At 60.1% G+C, this 24,428-nt stretch carries 18 protein-coding genes and 2 pseudogenes; 18 read left to right on the top strand and 2 right to left on the bottom strand.

Features of this window, described 5'->3' with window-relative positions; all coding sequences use genetic code 11:
* The 15 genes and pseudogenes from glnE to JFV26_RS03035 all read left to right on the top strand — a co-directional run.
* Positions 1–2,089 (top strand): bifunctional [glutamate--ammonia ligase]-adenylyl-L-tyrosine phosphorylase/[glutamate--ammonia-ligase] adenylyltransferase (glnE, locus tag JFV26_RS03105; protein ID WP_201189619.1); only part of this gene is annotated, 2,089 nt, incomplete at its 5' end.
* A gap of 390 nt (positions 2,090–2,479) precedes the next feature.
* A complete protein-coding gene (gene waaF / locus JFV26_RS03100; RefSeq protein ID WP_201189617.1) occupies positions 2,480–3,514 on the top strand; it encodes a lipopolysaccharide heptosyltransferase II in 1,035 nt (344 codons plus the stop codon).
* A gap of 1 nt (position 3,515) precedes the next feature.
* Positions 3,516–4,577 carry a lipopolysaccharide heptosyltransferase I gene (gene waaC / locus JFV26_RS03095; RefSeq protein ID WP_201189615.1) on the top strand — a complete coding sequence of 354 codons (1,062 nt, stop codon included), beginning with the start codon at positions 3,516–3,518 and terminating at the stop codon, positions 4,575–4,577.
* A complete protein-coding gene (locus JFV26_RS03090; protein ID WP_201189613.1) occupies positions 4,577–5,698 on the top strand; it encodes a glycosyltransferase family 4 protein in 1,122 nt (373 codons plus the stop codon). Before waaC ends, JFV26_RS03090 begins: the two co-directional genes overlap by 1 nt.
* Entirely contained in the window at positions 5,698–6,504 is an 807-nt protein-coding gene (gene rfaP / locus JFV26_RS03085; protein ID WP_201189611.1) for a lipopolysaccharide core heptose(I) kinase RfaP, read from the top strand. The genes JFV26_RS03090 and rfaP overlap by 1 nt, the downstream gene beginning before the upstream one ends.
* Positions 6,504–7,238 carry a lipopolysaccharide kinase InaA family protein gene (locus JFV26_RS03080; protein WP_201189609.1) on the top strand — a complete coding sequence of 245 codons (735 nt, stop codon included), beginning with the start codon at positions 6,504–6,506 and terminating at the stop codon, positions 7,236–7,238. Before rfaP ends, JFV26_RS03080 begins: the two co-directional genes overlap by 1 nt.
* Positions 7,235–7,987: a lipopolysaccharide kinase InaA family protein gene (locus JFV26_RS03075; protein WP_201189607.1), complete on the top strand. Its 753-nt coding sequence runs from the start codon at positions 7,235–7,237 to the stop codon at positions 7,985–7,987. Before JFV26_RS03080 ends, JFV26_RS03075 begins: the two co-directional genes overlap by 4 nt.
* Entirely contained in the window at positions 7,987–9,435 is a 1,449-nt protein-coding gene (locus JFV26_RS03070) for a lipopolysaccharide kinase InaA family protein (protein ID WP_201189605.1), read from the top strand. Before JFV26_RS03075 ends, JFV26_RS03070 begins: the two co-directional genes overlap by 1 nt.
* 252 nt (positions 9,436–9,687) lie before the next feature.
* Entirely contained in the window at positions 9,688–11,445 is a 1,758-nt protein-coding gene (locus JFV26_RS03065; protein WP_201189604.1) for a carbamoyltransferase family protein, read from the top strand.
* Entirely contained in the window at positions 11,429–12,559 is a 1,131-nt protein-coding gene (locus JFV26_RS03060; protein ID WP_201189602.1) for a glycosyltransferase, read from the top strand. The genes JFV26_RS03065 and JFV26_RS03060 overlap by 17 nt, the downstream gene beginning before the upstream one ends.
* A pseudogene (locus JFV26_RS03055) lies at positions 12,559–13,454 on the top strand (antimicrobial resistance protein Mig-14). The gene JFV26_RS03060 and the pseudogene JFV26_RS03055 overlap by 1 nt, the downstream one beginning before the upstream one ends.
* A gap of 8 nt (positions 13,455–13,462) precedes the next feature.
* On the top strand, positions 13,463–14,887 hold the full coding sequence (locus JFV26_RS03050) for a PIG-L deacetylase family protein (protein ID WP_201189600.1): 1,425 nt from the start codon (positions 13,463–13,465) through the stop codon (positions 14,885–14,887).
* A gap of 60 nt (positions 14,888–14,947) precedes the next feature.
* Positions 14,948–15,865: a DUF6625 family protein gene (locus JFV26_RS03045; protein WP_201189637.1), complete on the top strand. Its 918-nt coding sequence runs from the start codon at positions 14,948–14,950 to the stop codon at positions 15,863–15,865.
* Positions 15,828–16,982, top strand: a complete 1,155-nt coding sequence (locus JFV26_RS03040) for a glycosyltransferase family 4 protein (protein ID WP_201189598.1) — start codon at positions 15,828–15,830, stop codon at positions 16,980–16,982. The genes JFV26_RS03045 and JFV26_RS03040 overlap by 38 nt, the downstream gene beginning before the upstream one ends.
* Complete coding sequence (locus JFV26_RS03035) at positions 16,979–17,863, top strand: glycosyltransferase (protein WP_201189596.1); 885 nt, start codon at positions 16,979–16,981, stop codon at positions 17,861–17,863. Before JFV26_RS03040 ends, JFV26_RS03035 begins: the two co-directional genes overlap by 4 nt.
* Positions 17,864–17,888: 25 nt before the next feature.
* Here the strand turns inward: JFV26_RS03035 and JFV26_RS03030 are convergent.
* Together JFV26_RS03030 and JFV26_RS03025 are read right to left on the bottom strand one after the other, a co-directional pair.
* A pseudogene (locus tag JFV26_RS03030) lies at positions 17,889–19,105 on the bottom strand (acyltransferase family protein).
* Entirely contained in the window at positions 19,105–20,970 is a 1,866-nt protein-coding gene (locus tag JFV26_RS03025) for a bifunctional O-antigen ligase/aminoglycoside phosphotransferase family protein (RefSeq protein WP_201189595.1), read from the bottom strand. Before JFV26_RS03025 ends, JFV26_RS03030 begins: the two are co-directional and overlap by 1 nt.
* 155 nt (positions 20,971–21,125) lie before the next feature.
* Between JFV26_RS03025 and msbA the strand changes: the two genes are divergently transcribed.
* The 3 genes from msbA to cysC all read left to right on the top strand — a co-directional run bounded on the left by msbA (position 21,126) and on the right by cysC (position 24,427).
* The gene (gene msbA, locus JFV26_RS03020; protein ID WP_201189593.1) at positions 21,126–22,928 is read left to right on the top strand and encodes a lipid A export permease/ATP-binding protein MsbA; all 1,803 of its coding nucleotides are present in this window, start codon (positions 21,126–21,128) and stop codon (positions 22,926–22,928) included.
* A gap of 190 nt (positions 22,929–23,118) precedes the next feature.
* Positions 23,119–23,823: a sulfotransferase family 2 domain-containing protein gene (locus JFV26_RS03015; RefSeq protein WP_201189591.1), complete on the top strand. Its 705-nt coding sequence runs from the start codon at positions 23,119–23,121 to the stop codon at positions 23,821–23,823.
* The gene (gene cysC / locus JFV26_RS03010; RefSeq protein ID WP_201189589.1) at positions 23,816–24,427 is read left to right on the top strand and encodes an adenylyl-sulfate kinase; all 612 of its coding nucleotides are present in this window, start codon (positions 23,816–23,818) and stop codon (positions 24,425–24,427) included. Before JFV26_RS03015 ends, cysC begins: the two co-directional genes overlap by 8 nt.
* The last annotated feature ends 1 nt before the right edge of the window (position 24,428 follow it).

Genomic DNA, 24,428 nt, shown 5'->3' with positions numbered 1-24,428 from the left:
CGGCGATCAGGTGGCCGGCGCGCAGTTGCAAGAAATGCTGCGCCCGTTCGTTTACCGGCGTTATCTGGACTTTTCGGCCATCGAAGCGCTGCGCACCATGAAGCAGCTGATCCAGCAGGAAGTCCGGCGCAAAGGCATGGCCGACAACATCAAGCTCGGTTCCGGCGGCATCCGCGAAGTCGAATTTATCGCCCAGGCGTTCCAGCTGATCCACGGCGGTCGCGACCTGAGCCTGCAACAACGTCCGCTATTAAAAGTACTGAGCACGCTGGAAGGGCAGGGTTACCTGCCGGAGCCGGTGATCAGCGAGTTGCGTAACGGCTACGAATTCCTGCGCTACACGGAACACGCGATCCAGGCAATTGCCGACCGCCAGACCCAGATGTTGCCGGATGGCGCACAGGATCAGGCGCGGATTGCCTTCATGCTCGGCTTTGCCGATTGGCCGGCATTTCATGAGCGGCTGATGTATTGGCGCGGTCGCGTGGCGTGGCACTTCGCTCAGGTGATTGCCGATCCTGACGAAGAGGAGGGCGCCGAAGCGGAAGTGGTGGTCGGGGGTGAGTGGCTGCCGTTGTGGGAAGAGTCTCAGGACGAAGAGGCCGCTTGCCGGCAGTTGGAAGAGGGTGGTTTTGCCGACGCTTCCAAGGCGCTGAAAACCTTGGCCAGCCTGCGCAGCAGTCCGCAATTGCGGGCCATGCAGCGTCTGGGTCGCGAGCGTCTCGATGCCTTTATTCCGCGCTTGCTGGCCCAGGCCGTGGAGCACGCCAATCCTGATCTGGTGCTGGAGCGTGTGCTGCCGCTGGTTGAAGCGGTGGCTCGGCGTTCGGCTTATTTAGTGTTGCTGACGGAAAACCCCGGCGCCTTGCGTCGCTTGCTGACCTTGTGCGCTGCGAGCCCGTGGATTGCCGAGCAGATCACCCGCTTCCCGTTGTTGCTCGATGAATTGCTCAACGAAGGCCGACTGTTCAAGCCGCCGCTGGCGCCGGAACTGGCCGCCGAATTGCGTGAACGCCTGACGCGGATTCCCGAGGACGACCTCGAACAGCAAATGGAAGCCCTGCGCCATTTCAAACTGGCGCACCGCTTACGGGTGGCGGCCTCGGAAATCGCCGGCAGCCTGCCGTTGATGAAGGTCAGCGATTACCTGACCTGGCTCGCCGAGGCGATCCTCGAACAAGTGCTGGCCCTGGCCTGGCGTCAAACGGTGGCCAAATACGGTACGCCGCTGCGTACCGACGGTACATTGTGCGATCCCGGCTTCGTGATTGTCGGTTATGGGAAGGTTGGCGGCCTGGAATTGGGGCATGGTTCGGACCTGGATCTGGTGTTTATCCACGACGGCGATCCGCAGGCGGAAACCGATGGCGCGAAACCGATCGACGGTGCGCAGTTCTTCACCCGGTTGGGACAGCGGATCATTCACTTGCTGACGGCGCAGACCAACTCCGGGCAGTTGTATGAAGTCGACATGCGGCTGCGACCGTCCGGTGCATCCGGGTTGCTGGTGAGTTCCCTGGGGGCGTTTGCCCGCTACCAGGAAAACGAAGCCTGGACCTGGGAGCATCAGGCGTTGGTGCGGGCGCGGGTGCTGGTGGGCAGTCAGGATGTTGGCCAGGCGTTCGAGAAGGTTCGCGCGGCGATTTTGGGCAAAGCCCGGGATTTGCCGACCTTGCGTCAGGAGGTCAGCGAGATGCGCGCCAAGATGCGCGATAACCTCGGCAGCAAGAGCACTGCCGCCGGTACCGCGGCAAATGCCTTCGAAGCCACGGCGCCGTTCGATCTCAAGCAGGACGCCGGAGGTATCGTCGATATTGAATTTATGGTGCAATACGCGGCCCTGGCGTGGTCCGAACAGCACCCGTCATTGCTGCGCTGGACCGATAACATCCGCATTCTGGAAGGGCTGGAACAGGAAGGGCTGATGCCCGCCGAAGACGCCAGCTTGCTGCGCGAGGCCTATAAAGCCTACCGCTCCGCCGCACACCGGCAGGCCTTGCAGAAGGATGCCGGGGTGATACCGGGCGATCAGTTCGTGGACGAACGGCGGCAAGTGTTGCGGATCTGGCGCGAGCTGGGGCTAAGCTGAAACTCGGTAGTTGAAGCGGCGAGATTCAAATGTGGGAGCGGGCTTGCTCGCGAAAGCGGAGTGTCAGTCACCACTGATGCTGGATGTGCTGGCCCTTTCGCGAGCAAGCCCGCTCCCACAGTAGATCTTCAGTGTTTGCTGGATTGAGGCACCAATACCCCAAGTAGATCTGCGGTGTTTTGTGGATTGAAGTAGCCAAGCTGTACCGCACTGGATGTGCACCAATACCCAATGTGGGGGCGACGGTTCGACGATTCGACTTGCTCGCGACAGCGGAGTGACAGTCGACAGTCATGTTGAAGGTGATGACCCATCGCAAACCGCCCTGCTACCACAGTGATTCTCGAGGCGGGGAGGCGTATGCCTCCCCGGTTCGTTTTTGGAAACCACATGAAAATTCTGATCGTTGGGCCCAGTTGGGTCGGTGACATGGTGATGGCGCAGACACTGTTTCAGTGTCTCAAGCAACGCCACCCGCAATGCGAAATCGACGTGCTGGCCCCCGAGTGGAGCCGGCCGATTCTTGAGCGCATGCCCGAAGTGCGTCAGGCCTTGAGCTTCCCGCTCGGCCACGGCGCCCTCGAGCTGGCGACCCGTCGACGCATCGGCAAATCCCTGGCCGGCCAGTACGACCAGGCGATCCTGCTGCCCAATTCCCTGAAGTCGGCGTTGGTGCCGTTCTTCGCCGGTATCCCGAAACGCACGGGCTGGCGTGGCGAGTTCCGCTACGGCCTGCTCAATGACGTGCGCACCCTGGATAAAGAGCGTTACCCGTTGATGATCGAGCGCTTCATGGCCCTGGCCTATGAGCCGGGTGCGGATCTGCCGAAACCCTATCCACGCCCAAGCCTGCAAATCGACCCGGTCACCCGCGAGGCGGCGATGGCCAAGTTCGGTCTCGCGCTGGATCGCCCGGTGTTGGCGCTGTGTCCCGGCGCCGAGTTCGGCGAGTCCAAGCGCTGGCCGTCCGAGCACTACGCCAAAGTCGCCGAAGCGAAGATCCGCGAAGGTTGGCAGGTCTGGTTGTTCGGCTCGAAAAACGATCACGCCGTCGGCGAAGACATCCGGGCGCGGCTGATTCCCGGTTTGCGTGAAGAGTCGGTGAACCTCAGCGGCGGCACCTCGCTGGCCGAAGCTATCGACTTGATGTCCTGCGCCGATGCGGTGGTCTCCAACGATTCGGGCCTGATGCACGTTGCTGCGGCGCTGAACCGGCCGCTGGTCGCCGTCTACGGCTCGACCTCGCCGGGCTTCACCCCGCCGCTGGCCGAGCACGTCGAAATTGTGCGCTTGGGCATCGAATGCAGCCCCTGCTTCGATCGCACCTGCCGCTTCGGTCATTACAACTGCCTGCGCCAGTTGATGCCGCAACCGGTTAACGAAGCCTTGCAGCGGTTGCAGGGCACTCTGGTCGAGGTCAATTAGTTTGCGGGTACTGTTGATCAAGACGTCTTCGCTGGGCGACGTGATTCATGCGTTGCCAGCGTTGACCGACGCGGCGCGGGCAATCCCCGGCATCACGTTCGACTGGGTGGTGGAAGAAGGCTTTGCCGAGATTCCGACCTGGCATCCGGCCGTGGGCAAGGTGATTCCGGTGGCGATCCGTCGCTGGCGCAAGAACCTCTGGCAGACCATCAAGAGTGGCGAGTGGAAACGCTTCAAACAAAGCGTCCGCACGACTAAATACGACTTGGTGATCGATGCCCAGGGCCTGCTGAAAAGCGCCTGGCTGACCCGCTATGTCAAGGCACCCATCGCCGGGCTGGACAAACACTCCGCCCGCGAGCCGATGGCCGCACGCTTCTATTCCCGCCGCCTGGCCGTGGGCCGTGGGCAACACGCGGTCGAGCGGGTGCGTCAGTTGTTCGCGTTGGCGCTGGGCTACGACTTGCCCAAAGGTTTGGGCGATTACGGTCTGAACGTCGAACGCATGGTGGAACTGCCGCGCAAGAATCCTTATGTGCTGTTCCTCCACGGCACCACCTGGGACACCAAGCACTGGCCTGAATCCTACTGGCGTGAGTTGGCAGAACGAGTCGGTCATCTCGGCGTCGCGGTGAAACTGCCGTGGGGCAACCCGATTGAAAAAGCCCGCGCCGAGCGCATAGCCGCCGGTTTTCGGCATGTCGAAGTGCTGCCTAAATTGAACCTGGCCGGCGTCGGCAAAGTCTTGGCCGGCGCACAGGCGTGCGTGGCCGTGGACACCGGCCTCGGCCATCTGGCCGCGGCGCTGGACGTACCGACGCTGTCGCTGTTCGGCCCGACCAATCCAGGCCTGACCGGCGCCTACGGCAAGGCACAGATTCACATTGCCAGCGACTTCCCGTGCGCACCGTGCCTGCAAAAGAAATGTACCTATCAACCGACGGCCGACGATGCCCGTCAGTTTGACCTGAAGCGCGAGTGGCCCCTGTGCTTCACGCGTCTGAATCCCCAGCGTGTCGCCAGCCGACTGAGCACGTTGTTACTGGCTGAGGAGCTGCGCTGATGCAATTGGCTTTTGTCCTTTATAAATACTTTCCGTTTGGCGGTTTGCAGCGCGATTTCATGCGCATCGCCCTGGAGTGTCAGCAACGTGGTCATCAGATCCGTGTCTACACGCTGATCTGGGAAGGTGATGTTCCGCCAGGTTTCGAAGTGCTGGTGGCGCCGGTCAAGGCATTCTTCAATCATCGACGTAACGAAAAGCTCACCGAGTGGATGGGGGCCGACCTGGCCAAGCGTCCGGTGGACCGCTTGATCGGTTTCAACAAGATGCCGGGCCTGGACGTTTACTACGCCGCCGACGGCTGCTTTGAGGACAAGGCGCAGAACCTGCGCAACTCGCTGTACCGGCGCTGGGGCCGCTACCGGCACTTCGCCGAGTACGAGCGCGCGGTGTTCGCCAAGGACGCCAAGACTGAAGTGCTGATGATTTCCGAAGTCCAGCAGCCGCTCTTCATCAAGCACTACGACACCCCACTGCAGCGCTTCCATTTGCTGCCGCCGGGCATTTCCCTGGACCGTCGCGCACCGGCGAATGCGGCCGAGATTCGCGCCGGGTTCCGCCGTGAGTTCAACCTCAAGGATGACGATTTGCTGCTGGTGCAGATCGGCTCCGGGTTCAAGACCAAGGGCGTGGATCGCAGTCTCAAGGCGTTGGCGGCACTGCCCGCCGATCTGAAGAAACGTACCCGGTTATTTGTAATTGGCCAGGACGACCCCAAGTTATTCCAGATGCAGAGCGCCACATTGGGGCTCGGCGACAACGTAGCGTTCCTCAAGGGCCGCAGCGATATCCCGCGTTTCCTGCTCGGTGCTGATCTGTTGATCCACCCGGCGTACAACGAAAACACCGGCACGGTGCTGCTCGAAGCCGTGGTGGCCGGGTTGCCGGTATTGGTGAGTGCGGTCTGTGGTTACGCCCATTACATTGCCGAGGCAGGCGCCGGCCGGGTGCTGGACGAACCCTTCGATCAGGCGCAGCTCACGCAGTACCTGGCCGACATGTTGAATGATGCTCCAGCACGGGCGGCCTGGAGCCGCAACGGTCTGGCCTTCGCCGAGACGGCCGACCTCTATAGCATGCCGCAGCACGCGGCCGATGTGATTCTGGCGGAGCACGCTTAATGAAGTTGATGCTGGCTGAACCGTTCAAGAGCCTGTGGGCCGAACGCGACCCGTTCGCCGAAGTCGAGGGCTTGCAGGGCGAGGTGTACCGCGAGCTTGAAGCGCGTCGGACCCTGCGTACGGAAGTGAACGGCAACGGGTTTTTCGTGAAGATCCACCGTGGCGTCGGCTGGGGCGAGATCTTCAAGAACTTGCTCACTGCCAAGCTGCCGGTACTCGGCGCGGGCCAGGAGTGGAAAGCCATCCAGCGCCTGCAAGACGTCGGCGTGCCGACCATGACCGCCGTCGCGTACGGCGAAAAGGGCAGCAACCCGGCGGATCAGCACTCGTTCATCGTCACTGAAGAACTGGCGCCGACCATCAGCCTCGAAGATTACAGCATCGACTGGGTCAAGAACCCGCCGGAGCCGACACTCAAGCGTGCGCTGATCGCTGAAGTCGCGCGCATGACCGGCATGATGCACCGCGCCGGGGTCAACCACCGCGACTGTTACATCTGCCACTTTCTGCTGCACACCGACAAACCGGTGATGGCTGACGACTTCAAACTGTCGGTGATCGACTTGCACCGCGCCCAGACCCGCCCGGCGATCACTCAACGCTGGCGCAACAAGGATCTGGCGGCGCTGTACTTTTCGGCCCTCGATATCGGCCTGACCCAGCGCGACAAATTGCGTTTCCTCAAGGGCTACTTCCAGCAGCCTTTGCGCCAGGTTCTGGCAGAGGAAGCCGCGTTGCTCTCCTGGCTCGAAGGCAAGGCCAACAAACTCTACGACCGTAAACAGCGATACGGGGATGCGCTCTGATGTCGGGTTGGACACTGGAACCTGCGTACAGCGAGCTGAGTGAAGACTTTGGTAGCCTCGAAGCGGTGTTTAACCTCCAGGGCGAGCAACTGACCCGCGACCCGTTGTCCGAGGTCATCCGCGTCAACCGCAACGGCGTGAACTATTACGTCAAACGTTACGTCGGTGCCGGCAAAGGCCTGCGCCGTTATCTGGGCAAGCCTCGGGTGAAAGCCGAATGGCAGAACCTCAAGCGCTTCGCCAAGTGGGGCATTCCGACCGCCGAAGTGGTGGCTTGGGGCCTGGAGCGTCGCGGTGCGGCCTACGACCGTGGGGCGATGATCACCCGCGAGTTACCGCGTACCGAAGACTTGTCGGCGCTGGCTGATCGGCATGACCCGAAACTGGCGGACCGTGCCTGGGTCGATCACGTCAGTCGGCAGTTGGCGGGTTACACCCGGACCATGCACGACAACCGCTTCACCCATAACGATTTGAAGTGGCGCAACCTGCTGATCGACGATGACGCCAAGCTGTTCCTGATTGATTGTCCAAATGGCGATTTCTGGCGCGGTTTCTGGCTCAAGTACCGAATCACCAAGGACCTGGCCTGTCTCGACAAGGTGGCCAAGTATCACCTGTCGGCCACCCAGCGCCTGCGCTTCTACCTGCAATACCGCCAACGGACCCGGCTCAACGCGGCCGACAAAAAGCGGATCCGGCATGTGGTGAGATTTTTCGAGGGACGCGAATGACTGATTTTCTGGCCGCTGAAGACCGTGCGCTGCTTGAGCGTCACAACCTCGGCACCTTCGACGCCCTCTGGGCCAAGCAGCTCGATGCGGTGGATGAACCCAACACCACTCGCGGCGGCTGGAGCAGCGTGTTTCGGCTGGATCTGGAAGGGCAGGGCTTTTACCTCAAGCGTCAGTGCAACTACCTGACGCGGACCTTGCATGCACCGTTGGGTGAACCGAGTTTTGCCCGCGAGTTTCGCAATATCACCCGCTACCAGAAAATGGGCATTCCGGCGCTGCAAGCGGCGTTCTTCGGTGAGCGCAAGGTCGGCGGCGAAGTCCGGGCGATTCTGCTGACTCGCGCCCTGGATGGCTGGGATGACCTGGATTCACTGTTGCAGCGCTGGTCGGATCTGAGCGAAGCGCAGCACTCGGCGATCCTGCACGCCTGTGGGCAACTGGCGCGACGCCTGCACGGCGTGCGTCAGGTTCACGGTTGTTTCTACCCCAAGCACATTTTCTTGCAGGCGACCGGCGACGGTTACCGGGCGCAGTTGATTGACCTGGAAAAGACCCGGCCCTTGCTGTTCGGTCAGCGTGACCGGATCAAGGATCTGGAACCGCTGCTGCGCCGGGCCCCGGAGTGGGACGAAGGCCAGTTGCGCGAGTTATTGGCCAGCTATGTGGATCAGTCGAATGACAGTCCTCTGGTGGGCAACTGGGTCTCGCGATTGACCGCGCGCCGTAGTCACAAGGAGACGCGTTGATGCGTTTGTCCGACCTGAAAAATGCCGGCCGCAGCCCGAGCCTGCCATTGAACATCCCGCTTGCGGATGCCGCCGGACCTGCCGAGTTGCAACTGTTGAGCTTGCTCCGGGTGTTGCCGGGCCAGCGTTACGTTGGTGCCGGTGTCTGGCGTGGCCGTCCGGTGTTGGCCAAGTTGCTGGTCGGCAGCAAAGCGGCACGGCATTTTCAGCGTGAGCGCGATGGCGTGCGGTTACTCGCCGACCAGGGCCTGACCACGCCGCAATTGCTGGCGGATGGCCTGAAGGACGGCGAGGGCGGCTGGCTGCTGTTCGATTTCCTCGAAGGCGCCGAGAGCCTGGGGGACACCTGGAAAAAAGTCGAACACTTGCCGGTCCTGGCGGATATGCAAGGGGCCGTGCTGGCCGAGGCGTTGGGCGCTATCGGCCAAATGCATCGCAAGGGGCTCTGGCAGGAAGACCTGCATCTGGACAACCTGTTGCGCCAGCGCGGTCGGTTGTATCTGATCGATGGCGGTGGCGTCTGTGCCGAAACCCCCGGCCAACCGCTGTCGCGGCAGAAAGTCCTGGAAAACCTCGGCGTATTTTTCGCCCAGTTGCCCAAATCACTGGAACCGTTTACCGAAGAGTTGCTGGTGTATTACCTGTTGAGCAACGGCGAACACGCCTTGCCGATGGAAGCCTTGCAGAAACAGATCAGCAAAGTGCGCCGTTGGCGCTTGAAGGACTTCCTGATCAAGTGCGGCCGCGAATGCACGCTGTTCAGCGTTCAGCGCGGCGCGTTCGGCTTGCGGGCGATTCGCCGCGAGGAAGAAGCGGCGATGCTGCCGGTGTTGGCGCAGGCCGATGCTTTGCTCGATCAGGGCCACTTGTACAAAACCGGCGGCGCGGCGAGTGTCGGCAAGGTCGACGTGACCGGGCGCACGCTGGTGATCAAGCGCTACAACATCAAGGGCTTTGCTCATTGGCTCAAACGCTTCTGGCGCCCGAGCCGTGCCTGGCACTCCTGGCACGAAGGTAATCGGCTGGTGTTCCTTGGCATCGCCACGCCCAAGCCGCTGGCGTTGTTGGAGAAGCGTTTTCTCTGGTTGCGCAGCCGGGCGTACCTGGTCACCGAGTACTTGCCGGGGCCGGACATCATCGAGCGTTTTGCGCCGTACGTTGAGAGCGGCCAGGCGCCGGAAGCTGAGTTGCTGGCGCTGGATCATCTGTTTGCAGAGTTGATTCGCGAGCGGATCAGCCATGGCGATTTCAAGGGCCACAACCTGTTCTGGCAGCAGGATCGCTGGGCGCTGATTGACCTCGATTCGATGTGTCAGCACGGCTCGCCGGGCAGCTTTGCCCCAGCGTATGCGCGGGATCGGGCGCGGTTTATGCGCAATTGGCCGCAGAGCAGTGCGCTGTATCAGGTTATCGATCAGCGTCTTCCCAAAGGCATCTCTGGCGCCTAATAGGGCGCCAAGATCGCAGCCTTCGGCAGCTCCTACAGGTGGCCGCGAAGGCGAAACCGACACAAATCCCTGTAGGAGCTGCCGAAGGCTGCGATCTTTTGATCTTGATCGTCCGCGTCAAACAACCTCTGGGTCATTCCCGCCATGTTTACGCTATAATCCCGCCCTTTAGCTGTCTCTCGCCCATTGCGAGGGCACATTAATTTTTGAGGCGCTTGTCGCCTGTATGCAGACTAAAGAGGCTAGACCCCTGTGGCATTGACGATTCTTGGCCTGTCCGGCGCCCTTAGCCATGATCCTTCCGCAGCCTTGTACATCGACGGCAAGCTGGTCGCGGCGGCTGAGGAGGAGCGCTTCGTACGCGATAAACATGCAAAGAACCGCATGCCCTACGAATCGGCAAAGTTCTGCCTCGAACAGGCAGGCATCAAGCCATCCGACGTTGATGTGGTCGCGATCCCGTTCGCCCCGATCAGCCTGTTCGGCAAAGCGCGCTGGCACTACGCCAAGCGTTACTGGTATGCCCCGGACCGCGCGCTCGACGCGATCCTGATGGGCAACCGTCGCTACAAGCGCTATCGCAACAAGATCGTGTTCTGCCTTGAGCAACTGGGCTTCGACCCGAAGAAAATCAAGATCGAACCGGTCGAGCACCACCTGGCTCACGCCTCCAGCGCTTACCACTGCTCCGGTTTCAAAGAGAAGACCGCGATCCTCGGGATCGACGGCAAGGGCGAGTACGCCACGACCTTTTTCGGTTATGGCGAAAACGGCAAGATCCACAAGATCAAGGAATTTTTCGATCCGGACTCCCTCGGCGGCCTGTACGGCGCGATCACCGAGTTCCTCGGTTTCGAGATGCTCGACGGCGAGTTCAAGGTCATGGGCATGGCGCCGTACGGTGACCCAAGCAAGTACGATTTCTCGCGCCTGGCTTCGTTTGAAAACGGCGAGCTGGTGATCAACACCGACTACGCCAACGTTATCGGCCTGCGTCGTTACAAAGAGAAGGGCAAAGGCTTCTACTTCTCGCCGAAGCTGATCGAGTGGCTGGGTCCCAAGCGCGAAGGCGACATCGCCGACGAGCCGTACATCCACTACGCCGCCAGCATGCAAGCGCTGTTCGAAAAAATCTCGCTGCAGATGATCGACCACTACCTGGGCGACGTGCTCAAGGAAACCGGCAAGCTGGCCTTCGCCGGTGGCTGTGCGTTGAACGTCAAGCTGAACCAGAAAATCATCGCCCGTGACGACGTCAACGAGCTGTTCGTGCAACCGGCGTCCGGCGATGCCGGCACTGCGGTCGGTGCGGCGGCTTATGTGTCCCACGCCCGTGGCGTACCGGTCGAGAAGATGGAACACGTCTACCTCGGCCCCTCGTACAGCAACGAAGACGTGATCGCCGCGTGTGCCCGTCACCCGAGCAAGCCCACCTGGCGCAAGCTCGAGAACATGCCGGAAAACATCGCCAAGATCATGGTCGACGGCAACCCGGTGGCCTGGTTCCAGGGGCGCATGGAGTTTGGTCCGCGTGCGTTGGGCGGTCGTTCGATCATCGGTTGCCCGAGCGCGACCGGCGTGGCTGACCGCATCAACCACCAGATCAAGTTCCGCGAGCGCTGGAGGCCTTTCTGCCCGTCGATGCTCGACACCGTGGCGCCGCAGATGATCAAGATCGATCACCCGGCGCCGTTCATGACCTTCACCTTTGAAGTGGCTGAAGAGTGGAAGACCCGCGTGCCGGAAGTCGTCCACGAAGACGGCACGTCCCGGGCCCAGGTGCTCAAGCGCGAATACAACCCGCGCTACTACGACATGATGAAAGCGCTGGAAGTGCTGACCGGCAACGGCGTATCGCTGAACACTTCGCTCAACCGTCGTGGCGAGCCGATGATCTGCTCGCCGACAGACGCCCTGAACATGTTCTTTGGCTCCGACCTGCAATACCTGATCATGGAAGACATTCTGGTGGTCAAAGAAGGCGCGGACGCTTATGACACGCTCGGCTGAACGCCATGTGTTGCAGTTCTGTCACGGCTATGACGGGCCGTTCCTGGACTGCGCCCGGCAGTACGCCAGCCTGTTCGCGGGGACTGGCTATCGGGTGACCACGGTCTTTTTGACCGGGGCCGCCGATGCCGACGTCGCCGCGGGCTGCGCTTCCGATGAAGTGCTGTTCATGGAATATAGCTCCAAGGCCATTCGTGGCCTGAAGCTGGGCGCTATCGGCGATCTGCGCAAGATCGCCGCGTCGCGCAACTTCAGTTTCTGCATTGCTCATCGCTTCAAGCCGATCTACATCGCCTTGCTCGGCACGTCGTTGCCGGTGATTGGCGTGCACCACGCGTTTGACGATTACAAACGCGGCACCCGCAAGCTGTTTGCGCATATTTTTCGCAAGCGTCTGAGCCTGATCGGCGTGTCCGATGCGGTGCGTGATGACATGCGCAAGTGCCTGCCGAAATGGCCGGCGGCGCGAATTCAGACGCTCTACAATCGGATCGATGTGCAGGCCTTGCAGGTCAGTCAGGTGTCGGTTCGCGAGGCCCGGGAAACCCTCGGTCTGGCGGCGGATGCCTGGGTGGTCGGCAACGTCGGACGGCTGCATCCGGACAAGGATCAGGCCACGCTGTTGCACGGTTTTGCCGCGGCATTGCCAGGTTTGGCGGGTAACAGCCAATTGGTGATTCTTGGCTCCGGTCGCCTGGAACAGGACCTCAAGTCGTTGGCCCGTGAACTCGGGATCGGCGATCGCGTGCTGTTCCTCGGCCAGGTGCCTGACGCCCGGCGCTACTTCCGGGCCTTCGATGTGTTCGCCTTGAGCTCCGATCACGAACCGTTCGGCATGGTGCTGCTCGAAGCCATGGCGGCCGGCGTTCCGTTGCTCGCCACCGCGTGCGGTGGGGCGAAGGAAGTGGTTGAAGGCGTGGGCATTCTGTTCCCGCTCGGCGATGCCGAACGTTTGGCGCAAGGGCTGCAGCACTTGGCCGCAATGGACGAGCAACAGCGTCGCCAGTGCGCCGAGATGATGCTCGACCGCTTGCGCGAGCGCTTCAGCGACCGCGCAGTACGCGAGGCTTTCTGGCATTTGCCACACGTTACCGAACTGGCACAGAGGGGCTGATGCTCAACCGATTTCAAGGCTGGCGCGAACGTGGCTGGGCGTCGGTTGCCGCCTCGACGTATGCCGATGCCTGGCAGCGTTTTGGTGGCAGTGTCGCGACTCATCCGCTGGTAGTTGAACGCCTGGCGCAGTTGGCCGGCATCCCGGTGCGTTATCTGGCCTGGGAACAGGATGGCGAAGTCAAAGCCGCGATTCCGACCTGGGGTCGCGATCTGGCGCTGTCCAAGGACGTCCTCAAGCGCAGCGGTAAAAGGGCCTGTTCGACCTCGGCAACGCTGAGCTGATCCTGCCGGCCGCTGCCGATGCCCAGGCACCTTTGCGTCATCGCGGGCGGTATCTGTCCGCGCTGAACGAAGGTCGCTTCACCGGCATCAAGTTGCAAACCGAGCAACTGGCCATGGCCCGTACCCCCGAAGAGCTGTCGAAGAAGTTTCGCTACAACCAGCGCCGCGAACTGCGTCTGCTGGAAGAGGCGGGCGGGGTGGTGCGGCCGGTGTCCGAGTTTTCCAGTGCCGAATTGGCGGCGATCTACTGCGACTTGTTCCAGCGCCGCTGGGGCTTCCCCGCTACCGGCGCGGCGCGCATGGGCGAGGTGATCGAGTTGCTGCGCGAGCTGCTGATCGGCTCGGTGATTTTTCTTAACGATGCGCCGATTGCGATTCAACTGGTGTACCGCGTCGAAGCGCCCGAGTGGATCAGCGTCGAGTACATCAACGGCGGCGTCGACCCTGAAACCCGCGAGTTCAGCCCTGGCAGCGTGCTGAGTTTTCTCAACACCCAAAGTGCCTGGGAACACGCGCGAGCGCTGGCCAAGCCCCTGAGGTTTTCCTTCGGTCGCGCCGACCGTGAATACAAGGACCGCTGGTGCAATCCTGTGCCGGTCTTCACCGTATGAGCCAACCCATGAGCCGCAAACAGCAACTGCTTAAGCGTCACCGTCGCAACAAACGCATCGGCCTGCTGATCGCGTTGGTGCTGTTGATTGCCGTTGGCGTGCTGGTGGCCTGGTGGTTGCCGCTGGTGCTCGCGGTTTTAGGTTGGATCGCTCACGAGGCATGGCTCGCCGACCATTTGTTCTATTCGCCCAAAGACGATTACCAGTACAGCTTTCCGCCCTATACCCAGCGACCCAAGGTTCATCTGGTGGGCGAACATTTGCGGCTGGACGAAGGCGTCATGCTGGTCGACGACGCCACGCTGGTACTGGCGCTGCGGGTCAAAAGCACTTGGCTGGGTCGCTTTATCGACCCGGTGGTCGAATTGGCGGGCGGTAATAACCCGGACCGGCAAACCTTCGAGCGTGGCGTCAATGGCCTGCGCTACTTGAACCTCACAGGTCAGGCGCACGTTCTGTCCCAAGGGCAACTGCGCTTGCGCGGGCGCTTCTGCAAGGTGTTCGGCGAGCCGGTGCTCTGGGCCTTCGAACAACCGGATTACCACCGTCAGCGGGTGATGGTCATCGCACCACACGCCGACGACGCGGAGTTGGCGGCCTACGGTTTGTACAGCCAGGCCAATGAAGCCTGGATCGTCACCCTGACGGCGGGCGAGATCGAAGCCGAACACTATCAACAATTCGGGTTGAACAAGGTCGAGGCGGCGCGGCTCAAAGGCCGGTTGCGCGCCTGGGACAGCATCGCCGTGCCGCGGTGGGCCGGTGTGCCGCAAGAACATTGTGTGCAACTGGGGTATTTCTGCCTGCAACTGGCGGCGATGAAAGCCGCACCGTCGCAGCCGATGGGTTCGCGCGAAGCGGAGTTGAACGACACTCGGCTGTTTCGCCAGTTGAACCCGTTTACCCTGCCCGGCGATACCGACGGCGCGCCGACCTGGAACAACTTGCTGGCCGACCTGCGCGAGCTGTTGCTGCGCGCGCGCCCGGACGTGATCGTGCTGCCGCACCCGACCCTCGATCCGCATCCCGATCATCTCTGCGCTCAAGAGGCGGTACTCGAAGCCTTGAGGGGCCTGGACTGGCAACCGACCCTGCTTGGCTATGCCAATCATCTGCATGACAATGATCGCTGGCCGATGGGCGATGCTGGGCACGGCATCGCGTTGCCCCCAGCGTTCGATTCAAGCCGGCCGATGCAGCCGTGCTGTCTGCCGATGTCGGTGGAGCAACAGCGCGACAAAGCCATGGCGTTGGGCATGATGCATGACCTGCAACCCCCCATGCCGTTCAAACGGAGCCTGCGCCGGTTGATCCAGCGACTGCTGGCCGGCAGAAAGCCGCCGACCTATGGCGAGAACGAGTTTTTCCGCAAAGCCGTCAGGCGCCATGAATTGTTGTGGGTTTTGAAGCATAACGATACATCTGCACAGTAAAAATGAAGCATGGCGCGGTTTAGCATGGCGGCAAATTAACCAGCCGCAGTGAAGTTATCTGTGATGAGCCCATGCCCGCGTATTCTTTTTCTGATTCCTTATTTTGGCCAATGGCCATTCTGGATGCCGTTCTTTCTGGAGAGTTGCAGGCGTAATACGGACATTGACTGGTTGCTGTTCAGTGACTGCGGCATTCCCGAGAACCTGCCGCCCAACGTCACCGTCGAGACCATGACGTTCAGCGATTACTGTGGGCTGGTGTCCCGGCGCTTGAATATCGACTTTGCGCCCGGTGCGGCTTACAAGCTGTGCGACATCAAACCGGCGTTGGGGCACATTCACGCCGACCGCCTGCAAGGCTATGATTTCTGGGCATTCGGCGATATTGATCTGGTGTATGGTGACCTGCGCAGTTATTTCACCCCGGATCGGCTGGCCGCTTATGACCTGTTTTCCACCCATGAACGGCGGGTTGCAGGGCATTTGTGTTTGATGCGCAACACCGCGCGCAAGCGTGAGTTGTTCATGCTGATCAAGGGTTGGCAAAAGCGTTTTACCGATCATGAGCATCATGCACTGGACGAAGGGGCCTTCAGCCGCATCTTCCTCTGGCGCAAGAATTTCCCCGAGCCGTTGTTCACTTTGGTGGGCAAGCTCAATCCGTGGCGTCGCCGCAGCGAGTTCACCGAGGCATTCAGTACGCCGGGTGGCTGCATCAAATGGCATGACGGCACAGACGATTTTCCGTGTCAGTGGTATTGGCGCGATGGCTGTTTGAGCAATGATCGCGATGGCGATCGCCGGTTTCCGTATTTCCACTTTGTTTGCTGGAAACGCAACGAGTGGTCACGGTTGCCCCAACCCGACCCAGCCGAGGTCAGGCGCATCGCCGCCGAACCGGCCTGGGTCATCGATGCCACTGGTTTCCACGGGGAGAGTTATGAGTCAACGGTCAAAGGTCCTGCAGCTGCAGCCTGACTACAACGTCAAAGCCCATGATTTTGCCGACCTTGCAGAGCAGATCGTCAAGGCGCTGCCAAGCGATCGCTATGAAGTGACTGCCGCGTTCCTGCGCGGCAAACCGGGGCCTGGCGAGGCGGTGAGCCGTGCCGACCATTCGGTGTATTTCGAGTTTTCCGACAAGTCCCTCAAGGGCATGCGCCTGCGCGCCATGTGGCAGTTGTACAAGTTCTGCCGCGCCGAGAAGTTCGACGTGGTGATCTGCAACCGCTTCAAGCCGGTGAACATGATGCTGACGCTCAACCGGTGGCTGAAAGTGCCGCTGTGCATCGGCATCTCCCACGGTTTCGGCGAGTACGATCGGTTCTACCGGCGTCGCCAGACCCAACGCCTGATCGATCGCCACTGGCGCTTTGTCGGCGTCTCGCCGGCGGTCAAACAGTACCTGCTGGACTGTGATTGCGGCTTTACCGACCAGAACACCTACGCCATTACCAACGCCATCGACATCGAACAGGCCGAAGGCTTGCAACACAGCCGCGAGCGTGCTCGTGAGTTGCTGGGGATCGATCCGTCGGTACGGCTGATCGGCGCGCTGGGCCGTCTGGTGCCGGTCAAGGGGCACACCTATCTGTTGCAGGCTTTTGCTGCGCTCAAGGACAAATACCCGGACAGCCAACTGGCGATCATCGGTGCCGGCCGCGAAGAATCGAAACTGGCGGCCGAGATCGAACGTCTTGGCCTGACGGGTCGTGCGCACCTGTTGGGCTTCAAGGAAATCGCCTTGCAGTACATTCGCGCGTTCGACATCTGGACCATGCCGTCCCTGGCCGAAGGCCTTGGTCTGGCGCTGCTCGAAGGCATGAGCGGGCACCTGCCGGTCATCGCCTCGAATGTGCCGGCGATGCTGCCGCTGATCGAGGGCGCCGGCGGTCTGACGATTACGCCAAAGGATGTGCCGAGCCTGATCGCGACGCTGGATAACTACCTCGCCCTGTCGGACGACGACCTCAAGGCCAAGGGCGAGCAGGCGTTCCGTTACCTGCAGAAAGAACACGACATCGAGGTGTTCCGTCAGGAATACCTGAGCCTGATCGACTCTGGCCTGGAACAGGCCCGCAAGGAACAAAAATGAACGACGCGCAGCCAATCGTTACCGTCATCATCGCGTCGTACAACCACGCTCCCTATATCGAGGAAAGTATCCTCAGCGTCCTTAATCAGACCTACTCGAACATCGAGTTGCTGGTGGTCGATGACGGCTCCAGGGACGACAGTGTCGAGCGCATCAAGGTGTTACAGGCGCAGCACGGCTTCGATTTCCGTGTTCAGCAGAATCAGGGGCTGACCAACACGCTCAATGGCGCGATCGCTCGCTCAAAAGGCAGCCTGATCGTGCCGTTCGGTTCCGATGACATCATGTTGCCGGAGCGCATCGCGACCCAAGTGGCGTACATGGACGGCAAGCCCGAGGTCGGCATTTGTGCCGGCAACATCGAACTGATCGACGCCGACGGCAATCTGTACCCGGAGAAGCGCCAGCGCCGGGATGTGCCGTTTCGTCGTCTGGACTTCGATGACATGTTCCTGGAGCGCAAACCCTACCCGCCGGCGCCAACCCTGATGATCCGTCGCGAGGCGCTGGACAAGGTGGGCGGGTTTGATCCGAATATCCGTCTGGAAGACCTGCTGATCGAGCTGAAGGTAACCCATGCCGGTTACTTCATCGACGGCCTGAATGTATTGATGGCGCGCTATCGCAAGCATGCCACCAACTCCTACAAGAACCATCGCTTCATGATCGACAACATCCTGCGCTCCTACGCGTTGTTCAGCGATCATCCGCTGTACGACGAGGTCCGCTGCAAGTTCCTCAGCTCGATGTTCCTGAAAACCGCCAATCGCGATCGCAAACTGGCGCGGGAACTGCTGGCGCAGATCCCGTTCAAGGCCTGGAACAAGAAGACCTGGCGTGGGCTGGGACGACTTTACTTCTCGCCCCTGGAAAAAGACTGACGGGTATCTCAAGGGTCGCTCGTGCTTAACGGGCGATCTTTTCCTTCAGGCTCTTGTCCGCGTTTTTGCCCTGGCGCAGCCACTGCAAGCCTTTCTTGCCGGCGGTAATTCCCGGTTTTTCGATGTACAGGAATGTCAGGCTGCTGATGATGATCAGCAGGCATGCGCACAGGGCCATCAACGGCAGGAAGGTCCAGGTTTCACGGGTATCGATAGGTAGTAGATGTGGCAGGCGCTGCACCAACAGCCAAAGCACGAAACCGTGCAGCAGGTAGGTGCTGTAGCTGATTTCTCCCAGCCAGCGAATGCTGCGTGGTTTCAGGGCGCCGAACAGCGTATTGCCTGACGCGACGATGACGAAAAACGACGACAGCAGAAGCAGTGGCATCAAGCTGAACGCACGATCGAATGCGATGAACGCAATGATCAATGCCAGCAAGGCAATGATGCCGGCCAGTCGCGTTTGACTCCAGGCCACCAGATGTGGCCGGCGAACCCAGTACGCGGCACCGATGCCGCCTAGGAAGCTGGCCAGAAAGTGCTTCTTGAGCGAGTGTTCCCAGCCAACCAGCTGGTACAGGGCGTAAATGCCGATCAGGCATAGCACCACTTGCAGCCAGTTACCGCGATAGACGAACACCATGGCGGCCAGCGGCAGCGCCAGATAGAAGAACACCTCGTAACCCAGAGTCCAGGTGACGTTGGAGATCAGCATGCCGGTCTGGTGATACTGGTTGACGTCCGGTCGCTCGAAGGTCAGCCAGGACAGAATCTGGCTGACGAGCTGCATGCCAGGCTCCTTCAGCTCCCAGTTCTGCAGATGGAATACCGAGATAAACACAATCAGCATCAGCGGCAAATACAGCGGGTAGAGGCGAAACACCCGGGAGACCGCAAACGCCAGCCAGTCGTGTTCACGACCTTGGGCGAGTAATCGGCCCCAGAACAGAAAACCGGTGATCATGAAAAACAGCGCAACGCTGCCCTGGCCAAGCTGTGAATAGAAGTTGCTCGGTGGGAAATCAATCACACCGGTGCGCAAAAAATCCAGGTAATGATCGAGTGGTGAATGAACACACCAAAGGCCAGATAGCCACGCAGCCCGTCGATGCTGGCGTAGCGACTTTCACCGGAATGCTGCAGGTGCCGGGCGATTTTCGGTACGGCCCGCAACAGCAATGCTGAGGTCGCGATGGCCAGCAGGTAGGCGACCAGCGCAATGAGGGGGTTAGTTTCGGTCATTAATGAGCCTTGGCCAAACTGCTGACGGCCAGCACTTGCTTGTGCAGGTTAGTTACAGCGGATTTTGACGCCGTCACGGCGTATCCCTGGAGCAGTGCTTCGAAATGATCCTCGAACAACCAGCGCCGGTCCACCGTGTAGCGTTGCATGTGCCGCAAATTACGTTGGCGCAGCGACAGGCTCAAGGATGACGGGTAGATGCGCATATCCGCCAGATCGATCAGGCCGAACTCGCCATCCTCCAGCACCAGTACGTTCCCCAGGTGCAGCGAGCGGAAGTACACGCCTCGTTCATGCAACAGCGCCATGAACTTGCCGAATCGCTCTACCAGCGCCTGACGCACCGCAGGTGCCGTTATCCCTTGCAAGACCTGCCGCAGGGTATTGCCTGGCAATGGCGAGTACTGCACTGCACTGCTGCCGTCTTCGAGGCGATACAGGTTCAGGGTCTGCGGGGTGGGGATGCCCATATTGCGCAATTGTTCGCTGTTGACGGCAAAGCGTTCGGAGTAGGGGTTGAAGCTGCCCGAGGTGTACCAGCGACGACGACGAAACAGCTTGAGGAAGCTGCCGTCCGTCAGGCGCAGGACCTTGGGCCCCAGGCCATCTTCCTCGATCACTTGGGCGTTCGCGGTCAGTTGCTGCATGACGGTCGGTGTCAGCGCTTTGACTGGCATGGCCAGTAAGCGTCGGGCGCGCTGGTTGATGCTCAGTGCGGCGATCAGCGCCAGGGGAATCCAGAGCAGGAACCAGTGCTCCTTGGGTCTTGAGATGATCCCGCCGCCTTCTGTCAGGCCGGCACCGATGCCGAATATCAGCCAGGTCGAGGCGACGATAAACAGAGGTTGTACGCGATATCGCCAGCTGCTGAACAGGGCCCACGCCTGAAAGAAAAGCCACGGTATAAACCCGAAAATACCGACGTAATACAGCACGCCCAGGGCAAAGCTATGGGGCTCCTGCAAGGTGTAACCGATCCCGGCATCGATGGTGAGGCTAGCGTTGTAACCATGGCCGAGCCACGGATGTTCGGCGATTCTTTGCAGCGCCAGCTGCCAGATTTCGAAGCGATAGGAATCGCCTCGTTGAGTGATCATCTGCAAAAACATCACGGCAACGGCTGTTCCGCTGACGAACAGCAAACCCAGCAGTACGACAGACCGTCGGTTCCAGCAGATAAAACTGAGCCATAGCGCCGCCAGCGTCAGGGCTACAAGTGGGGTTCTGGAGCCCGTGGCAATTACCGCGGCAAACATGATGACCATCGCCGGGAGGCTGAGCCAGAGCATCTGGCGACGCTTGCAGGTCATGCTCATGCTCAACCAGTAAGCGCAGAAGAAGCCGAAGACGTGGGAGCTGAGCAGCGGGTTGTCGAACGCGCCGCCGCCGATCAGGCGCATGCCCGGCTGATAGACATGGGCAAACATGAACAGGTTGTAGACCGAAGCGATCAACCCGACCATGGCGGCACTGAACAGCAAGGGCTGGATGATTTCACTGCGGTGGCGCACCAACAAGTAGCACCCGGCAAACAGCAGCAGCGTATGAAGCACTGGTTTGAACTGGCCGGCAACGCTGTCGTCATCCGGCGGCCCCCAGCCCAGGCTCAGCATGGCCCAGGCGGCGAACAGCAGCAGCGCAATAAAAACCGGCTCGCGGAGCAACTCCTTGAGTTCCCGCGGACGCAGGCAAAGGGCAATCAGCGATGGAATGCTGAACAAACCATAAAACAGCTTGTGGTGAATATTGCGTCCTGGCAGAAAGAACAACGCGCACAGGAGCAAGAGATAGCCGAGTGGAAGAATCCACAGGCAAATGAAATCGAAGATTCGATTGGATGTGCTATTGAAACCGCTGAGTTGCATGCTGAGAGATTCAATCCTGAAGTTGATCGGCCATTTTGGGTGATGGCTATTTGATGCTGAATGCAGTGCCTAACAATAACAGCCTTTATGCGTTTGCCAGAACCCTGAAGAAGCTGTGCTAAAGTCAGCGTCCTTTTTATCGACAAACGCGTGATATGACCGACTCCAGTCTCTCCGCAAGCCCATCGAGCTTGAAAATCTACTTCCGTCTGCTCGGCTATGTACGGCCGTATATCAGTCTGTTCCTGATCAGCATTGTCGGCTTTCTGATTTTCGCTTCGACGCAGCCGATGCTCGGCTACATTCTCAAGTACTTCGTCGATGGCCTGTCCAATCCTGAGGCCGTGCTGTTTCCTACGGTGCCTTACCTGCGCGACCTGCAACTGCTGCAGGCGGTGCCGTTGCTGATCATTCTGATCGCGGCGTGGCAGGGTTTGGGCTCTTATCTGGGCAACTACTTTCTGGCCAAGGTTTCCCTCGGGCTGGTCCATGACCTGCGGGTGCAGTTGTTCAACAACCTGCTGGTTTTGCCCAACCGCTACTTCGACAAGCATAACTCGGGTCATCTGATTTCGCGTATCACCTTCAACGTGACCATGGTGACCGGGGCGGCCACAGATGCGATCAAGGTCGTAATCCGTGAAGGCATGACAGTGATCTTCCTGTTTGCCTCGCTGCTGTTCATGAACTGGCGCCTGACGCTGGTCATGGTCGCCATCCTGCCGCTGATTGCCGTCATGGTGCGCACCGCGAGCAAGAAATTCCGCAAACAAAGCAAGAAGATCCAGGCGGCCATGGGCGACGTGACCCACGTGTCCTCGGAGACGATCCAGGGTTACCGCGTGGTCCGCAGTTTCGGTGGCGAAGTCTACGAACAGAAGCGCTTCCTGGCAGCCAGTCAGGGCAACACCGACAAGCAACTGCGCATGACCCGCACCGGCGCGATCTACACGCCGCTGTTGCAGTTGGTGATTTACACCGCCATGGCTGTGTTGATGTTCCTGGTGCTGTACCTGCGCGGCGATGCGTCGGCCGGTGACATGATTGCCTACATCACCCTGGCCGGCCTGTTGCCCAAGCCAATCCGTCAGTTGTCCGAAGTCAGCTCGACCATCCAGAAAGGTGTGGCCGGTGCCGAGAGCATTTTCGAACAACTGGACGTCGAGCCAGAAGTCGATACCGGCACCATCGAGCGCGATGCGGTCAGCGGTCGCCTTGATGTGCGCAACTTGAGCTTCACCTACCCCGACACCGATCGCCAGGTGCTCAACGACATCAGCTTCTCGGTCGAGCCGGGGCAAATGGTGGCGCTGGTGGGGCGCTCGGGCAGTGGCAAATCGACCCTGGCCAACCTGATTCCTCGCTTCTATCACCACGACAAGGGCGAGATCCTGATCGATGGCGTTGAGGTGGAACAGTACAAACTGCTGAACCTGCGCAAGCACATCTCTCAGGTGACCCAGCATGTGACGCTGTTCAGCGACACCGTGGCCAACAACATTGCTTATGGCGATCTGGCTGGCGCGCCCCGTGAAGATATTGAGAAAGCGGCGAAAGACGCTTACGCCATGGACTTCATCGCGCAATTGCCAGAAGGCCTGGACACTCAGGTTGGCGAGAACGGCGTGTTGCTGTCCGGTGGCCAGCGCCAGCGTCTGGCGATTGCCCGTGCCTTGCTCAAGAACGCACCGCTGCTGATTCTCGACGAGGCCACTTCGGCCCTTGATACCGAATCGGAGCGCCACATTCAGGCGGCACTGGATCAGGTCATGAAAGGCCGGACCACCCTGGTGATCGCTCACCGTTTGTCGACCATCGAGAAGGCTGATCTGATTCTGGTCATGGATCAGGGCCGGATCGTCGAGCGCGGCACCCATGCCGAGCTGCTGGCGCAGAACGGTTATTACGCGCGCTTGAATGCCATGGGCCTCGATGCCCCGCAAGTCGATATCGCCTGACCGGCGGTGAGGGTGAGCCGGTCTCACCCTCACCCTCACTCACCGTACGTGCAATGCGTCTGGTGATTTGTATCAAAATATTTACCCATCTTGACCAAACCTGAATAAATCTTTGCTCCGCGCTTGCTAAGGTTCATGAACGAACTTTGATTTCAATCGAGGGAGCCATCCCCTTCGCGCGGGTACTGCGATGTTGCAACGATGTCTTTGGAAACTGTTGCCCAAGCAGCAACGAGCTTTCCTGTTGGGGCGCCTGTCGGTCGTGGATCGTCAGGTGGTGAACAAGTCGATGTCAGGCAATTTGCAATTCCCCAAACCTTTCGCACAGCAAAAGTGCCTGTTCATCCACGTCCCCAAATGTGCCGGGAGCAGCGTCTGTGCGGCGTTATTTGATGACTGGAGCCCTGGGCATTTGCCGTTGTACTGGTACGAGGCGCAGTTCCCCGAGCAGTATCGCTCCAGTTTTAAGTTCGCCTTTGTCCGGGATCCGCTGGAAAGGGCCTACTCTGCTTATACGTTTTTACGGGGTAACGAGCTGGGTCGGCGCGATCAGGCTGCGCAAAGACTGGTCAATCAGTACCGAGACTTCGACGATTTTGTGGCGCGCTGGCTGCATGCGGAGACGATCAGTCGACAGCTGCATTTTGCCGCGCAAACAGATTTTCTCACTGACGCCCTGGGGCACCTGGCCCTGGACTTCATCGGCTATCACGAGCACATGGCACGGGACTTCGGGCTGATTTGCGAGCAGTTGAAGCGACCAGTGACGCTGCCCCATATCAACAGCTCGCTACAGCGCCAGCCAAGGCTTGCCCGGGATTTCTGTACGGTTCGGACCCGGCGACTGGTGCGTAGGGTGTATCAACGCGATTACGAGATGCTCGGTTATGAATAAAATCCAATCGATGTCCATGGAAATGCCCGCCATCCGTCCCTACGGGCTGGCGCTGTCGAATGAAGCCCGCGCCGCGCTCAAGTCGCAGCGCCCGCGTTGCCTCTGGTTGACCGGGTTGTCCGGGGCGGGCAAGTCGACGCTGGCCAATGCCCTGGAAGTACAGCTCCATCAAAGCGGCTTTCACACCTTTATCCTCGACGGCGACAACCTGCGCGGCGGACTGTGCAGCGACCTGGGGATGGGGGCTGATTGTCGTCGGGAAAACATTCGGCGCATGGCCGAGGTGGCGCGACTGATGTTTGATGCCGGGCTGATTGTGATTGTTGCGGCGATATCGCCGTTTCGCGCTGAACGGGACACCGCTCGGCGATTGTTCGCCGAGGGCGATTTCATCGAAGTGTATGTGAGTACGCCATTTGCGGTGTGCGCGCAACGTGACACCAAAGGTTTGTATCAGGCGGCAATGGAAGGACGGATCAAGGATTTCACCGGCATCGACAGCCCTTATGAGGCGCCGCTGGCGGCAGAGTGCATGATCGACACCCAGGATCTGGAACTTGACGATGCCTGCGCCCGGTTGTTGGCCGTATTGCTCAATAAATGAT

This window comes from Pseudomonas sp. TH31 (assembly GCF_016650815.1).
Classification (GTDB): Bacteria; Pseudomonadota; Gammaproteobacteria; order Pseudomonadales; family Pseudomonadaceae; genus Aquipseudomonas.
The sequence above is the reverse complement of the archived record's forward strand: the minus strand, read 5'-3'. Positions and strand labels throughout refer to the sequence as shown.

What these genes read in the sequence shown, in the direction of transcription:
- waaF (WP_201189617.1), top strand. Translation starts at nt 2,480, where the DNA reads ATGAAAATTCTGATCGTTGGGCCCAGTTGGGTCGGTGACATGGTGATG.
- JFV26_RS03090 (WP_201189613.1), top strand. Translation starts at nt 4,577, where the DNA reads ATGCAATTGGCTTTTGTCCTTTATAAATACTTTCCGTTTGGCGGTTTG.
- rfaP (WP_201189611.1), top strand. Translation starts at nt 5,698, where the DNA reads ATGAAGTTGATGCTGGCTGAACCGTTCAAGAGCCTGTGGGCCGAACGC.
- JFV26_RS03080 (WP_201189609.1), top strand. Translation starts at nt 6,504, where the DNA reads ATGTCGGGTTGGACACTGGAACCTGCGTACAGCGAGCTGAGTGAAGAC.
- JFV26_RS03075 (WP_201189607.1), top strand. Translation starts at nt 7,235, where the DNA reads ATGACTGATTTTCTGGCCGCTGAAGACCGTGCGCTGCTTGAGCGTCAC.
- JFV26_RS03070 (WP_201189605.1), top strand. Translation starts at nt 7,987, where the DNA reads ATGCGTTTGTCCGACCTGAAAAATGCCGGCCGCAGCCCGAGCCTGCCA.
- JFV26_RS03060 (WP_201189602.1), top strand. Translation starts at nt 11,429, where the DNA reads ATGACACGCTCGGCTGAACGCCATGTGTTGCAGTTCTGTCACGGCTAT.
- JFV26_RS03050 (WP_201189600.1), top strand. Translation starts at nt 13,463, where the DNA reads ATGAGCCGCAAACAGCAACTGCTTAAGCGTCACCGTCGCAACAAACGC.
- JFV26_RS03040 (WP_201189598.1), top strand. Translation starts at nt 15,828, where the DNA reads ATGAGTCAACGGTCAAAGGTCCTGCAGCTGCAGCCTGACTACAACGTC.
- JFV26_RS03035 (WP_201189596.1), top strand. Translation starts at nt 16,979, where the DNA reads ATGAACGACGCGCAGCCAATCGTTACCGTCATCATCGCGTCGTACAAC.
- JFV26_RS03025 (WP_201189595.1), bottom strand. Translation starts at nt 20,970, where the DNA reads ATGCAACTCAGCGGTTTCAATAGCACATCCAATCGAATCTTCGATTTC.
- msbA (WP_201189593.1), top strand. Translation starts at nt 21,126, where the DNA reads ATGACCGACTCCAGTCTCTCCGCAAGCCCATCGAGCTTGAAAATCTAC.
- JFV26_RS03015 (WP_201189591.1), top strand. Translation starts at nt 23,119, where the DNA reads ATGTTGCAACGATGTCTTTGGAAACTGTTGCCCAAGCAGCAACGAGCT.
- cysC (WP_201189589.1), top strand. Translation starts at nt 23,816, where the DNA reads ATGAATAAAATCCAATCGATGTCCATGGAAATGCCCGCCATCCGTCCC.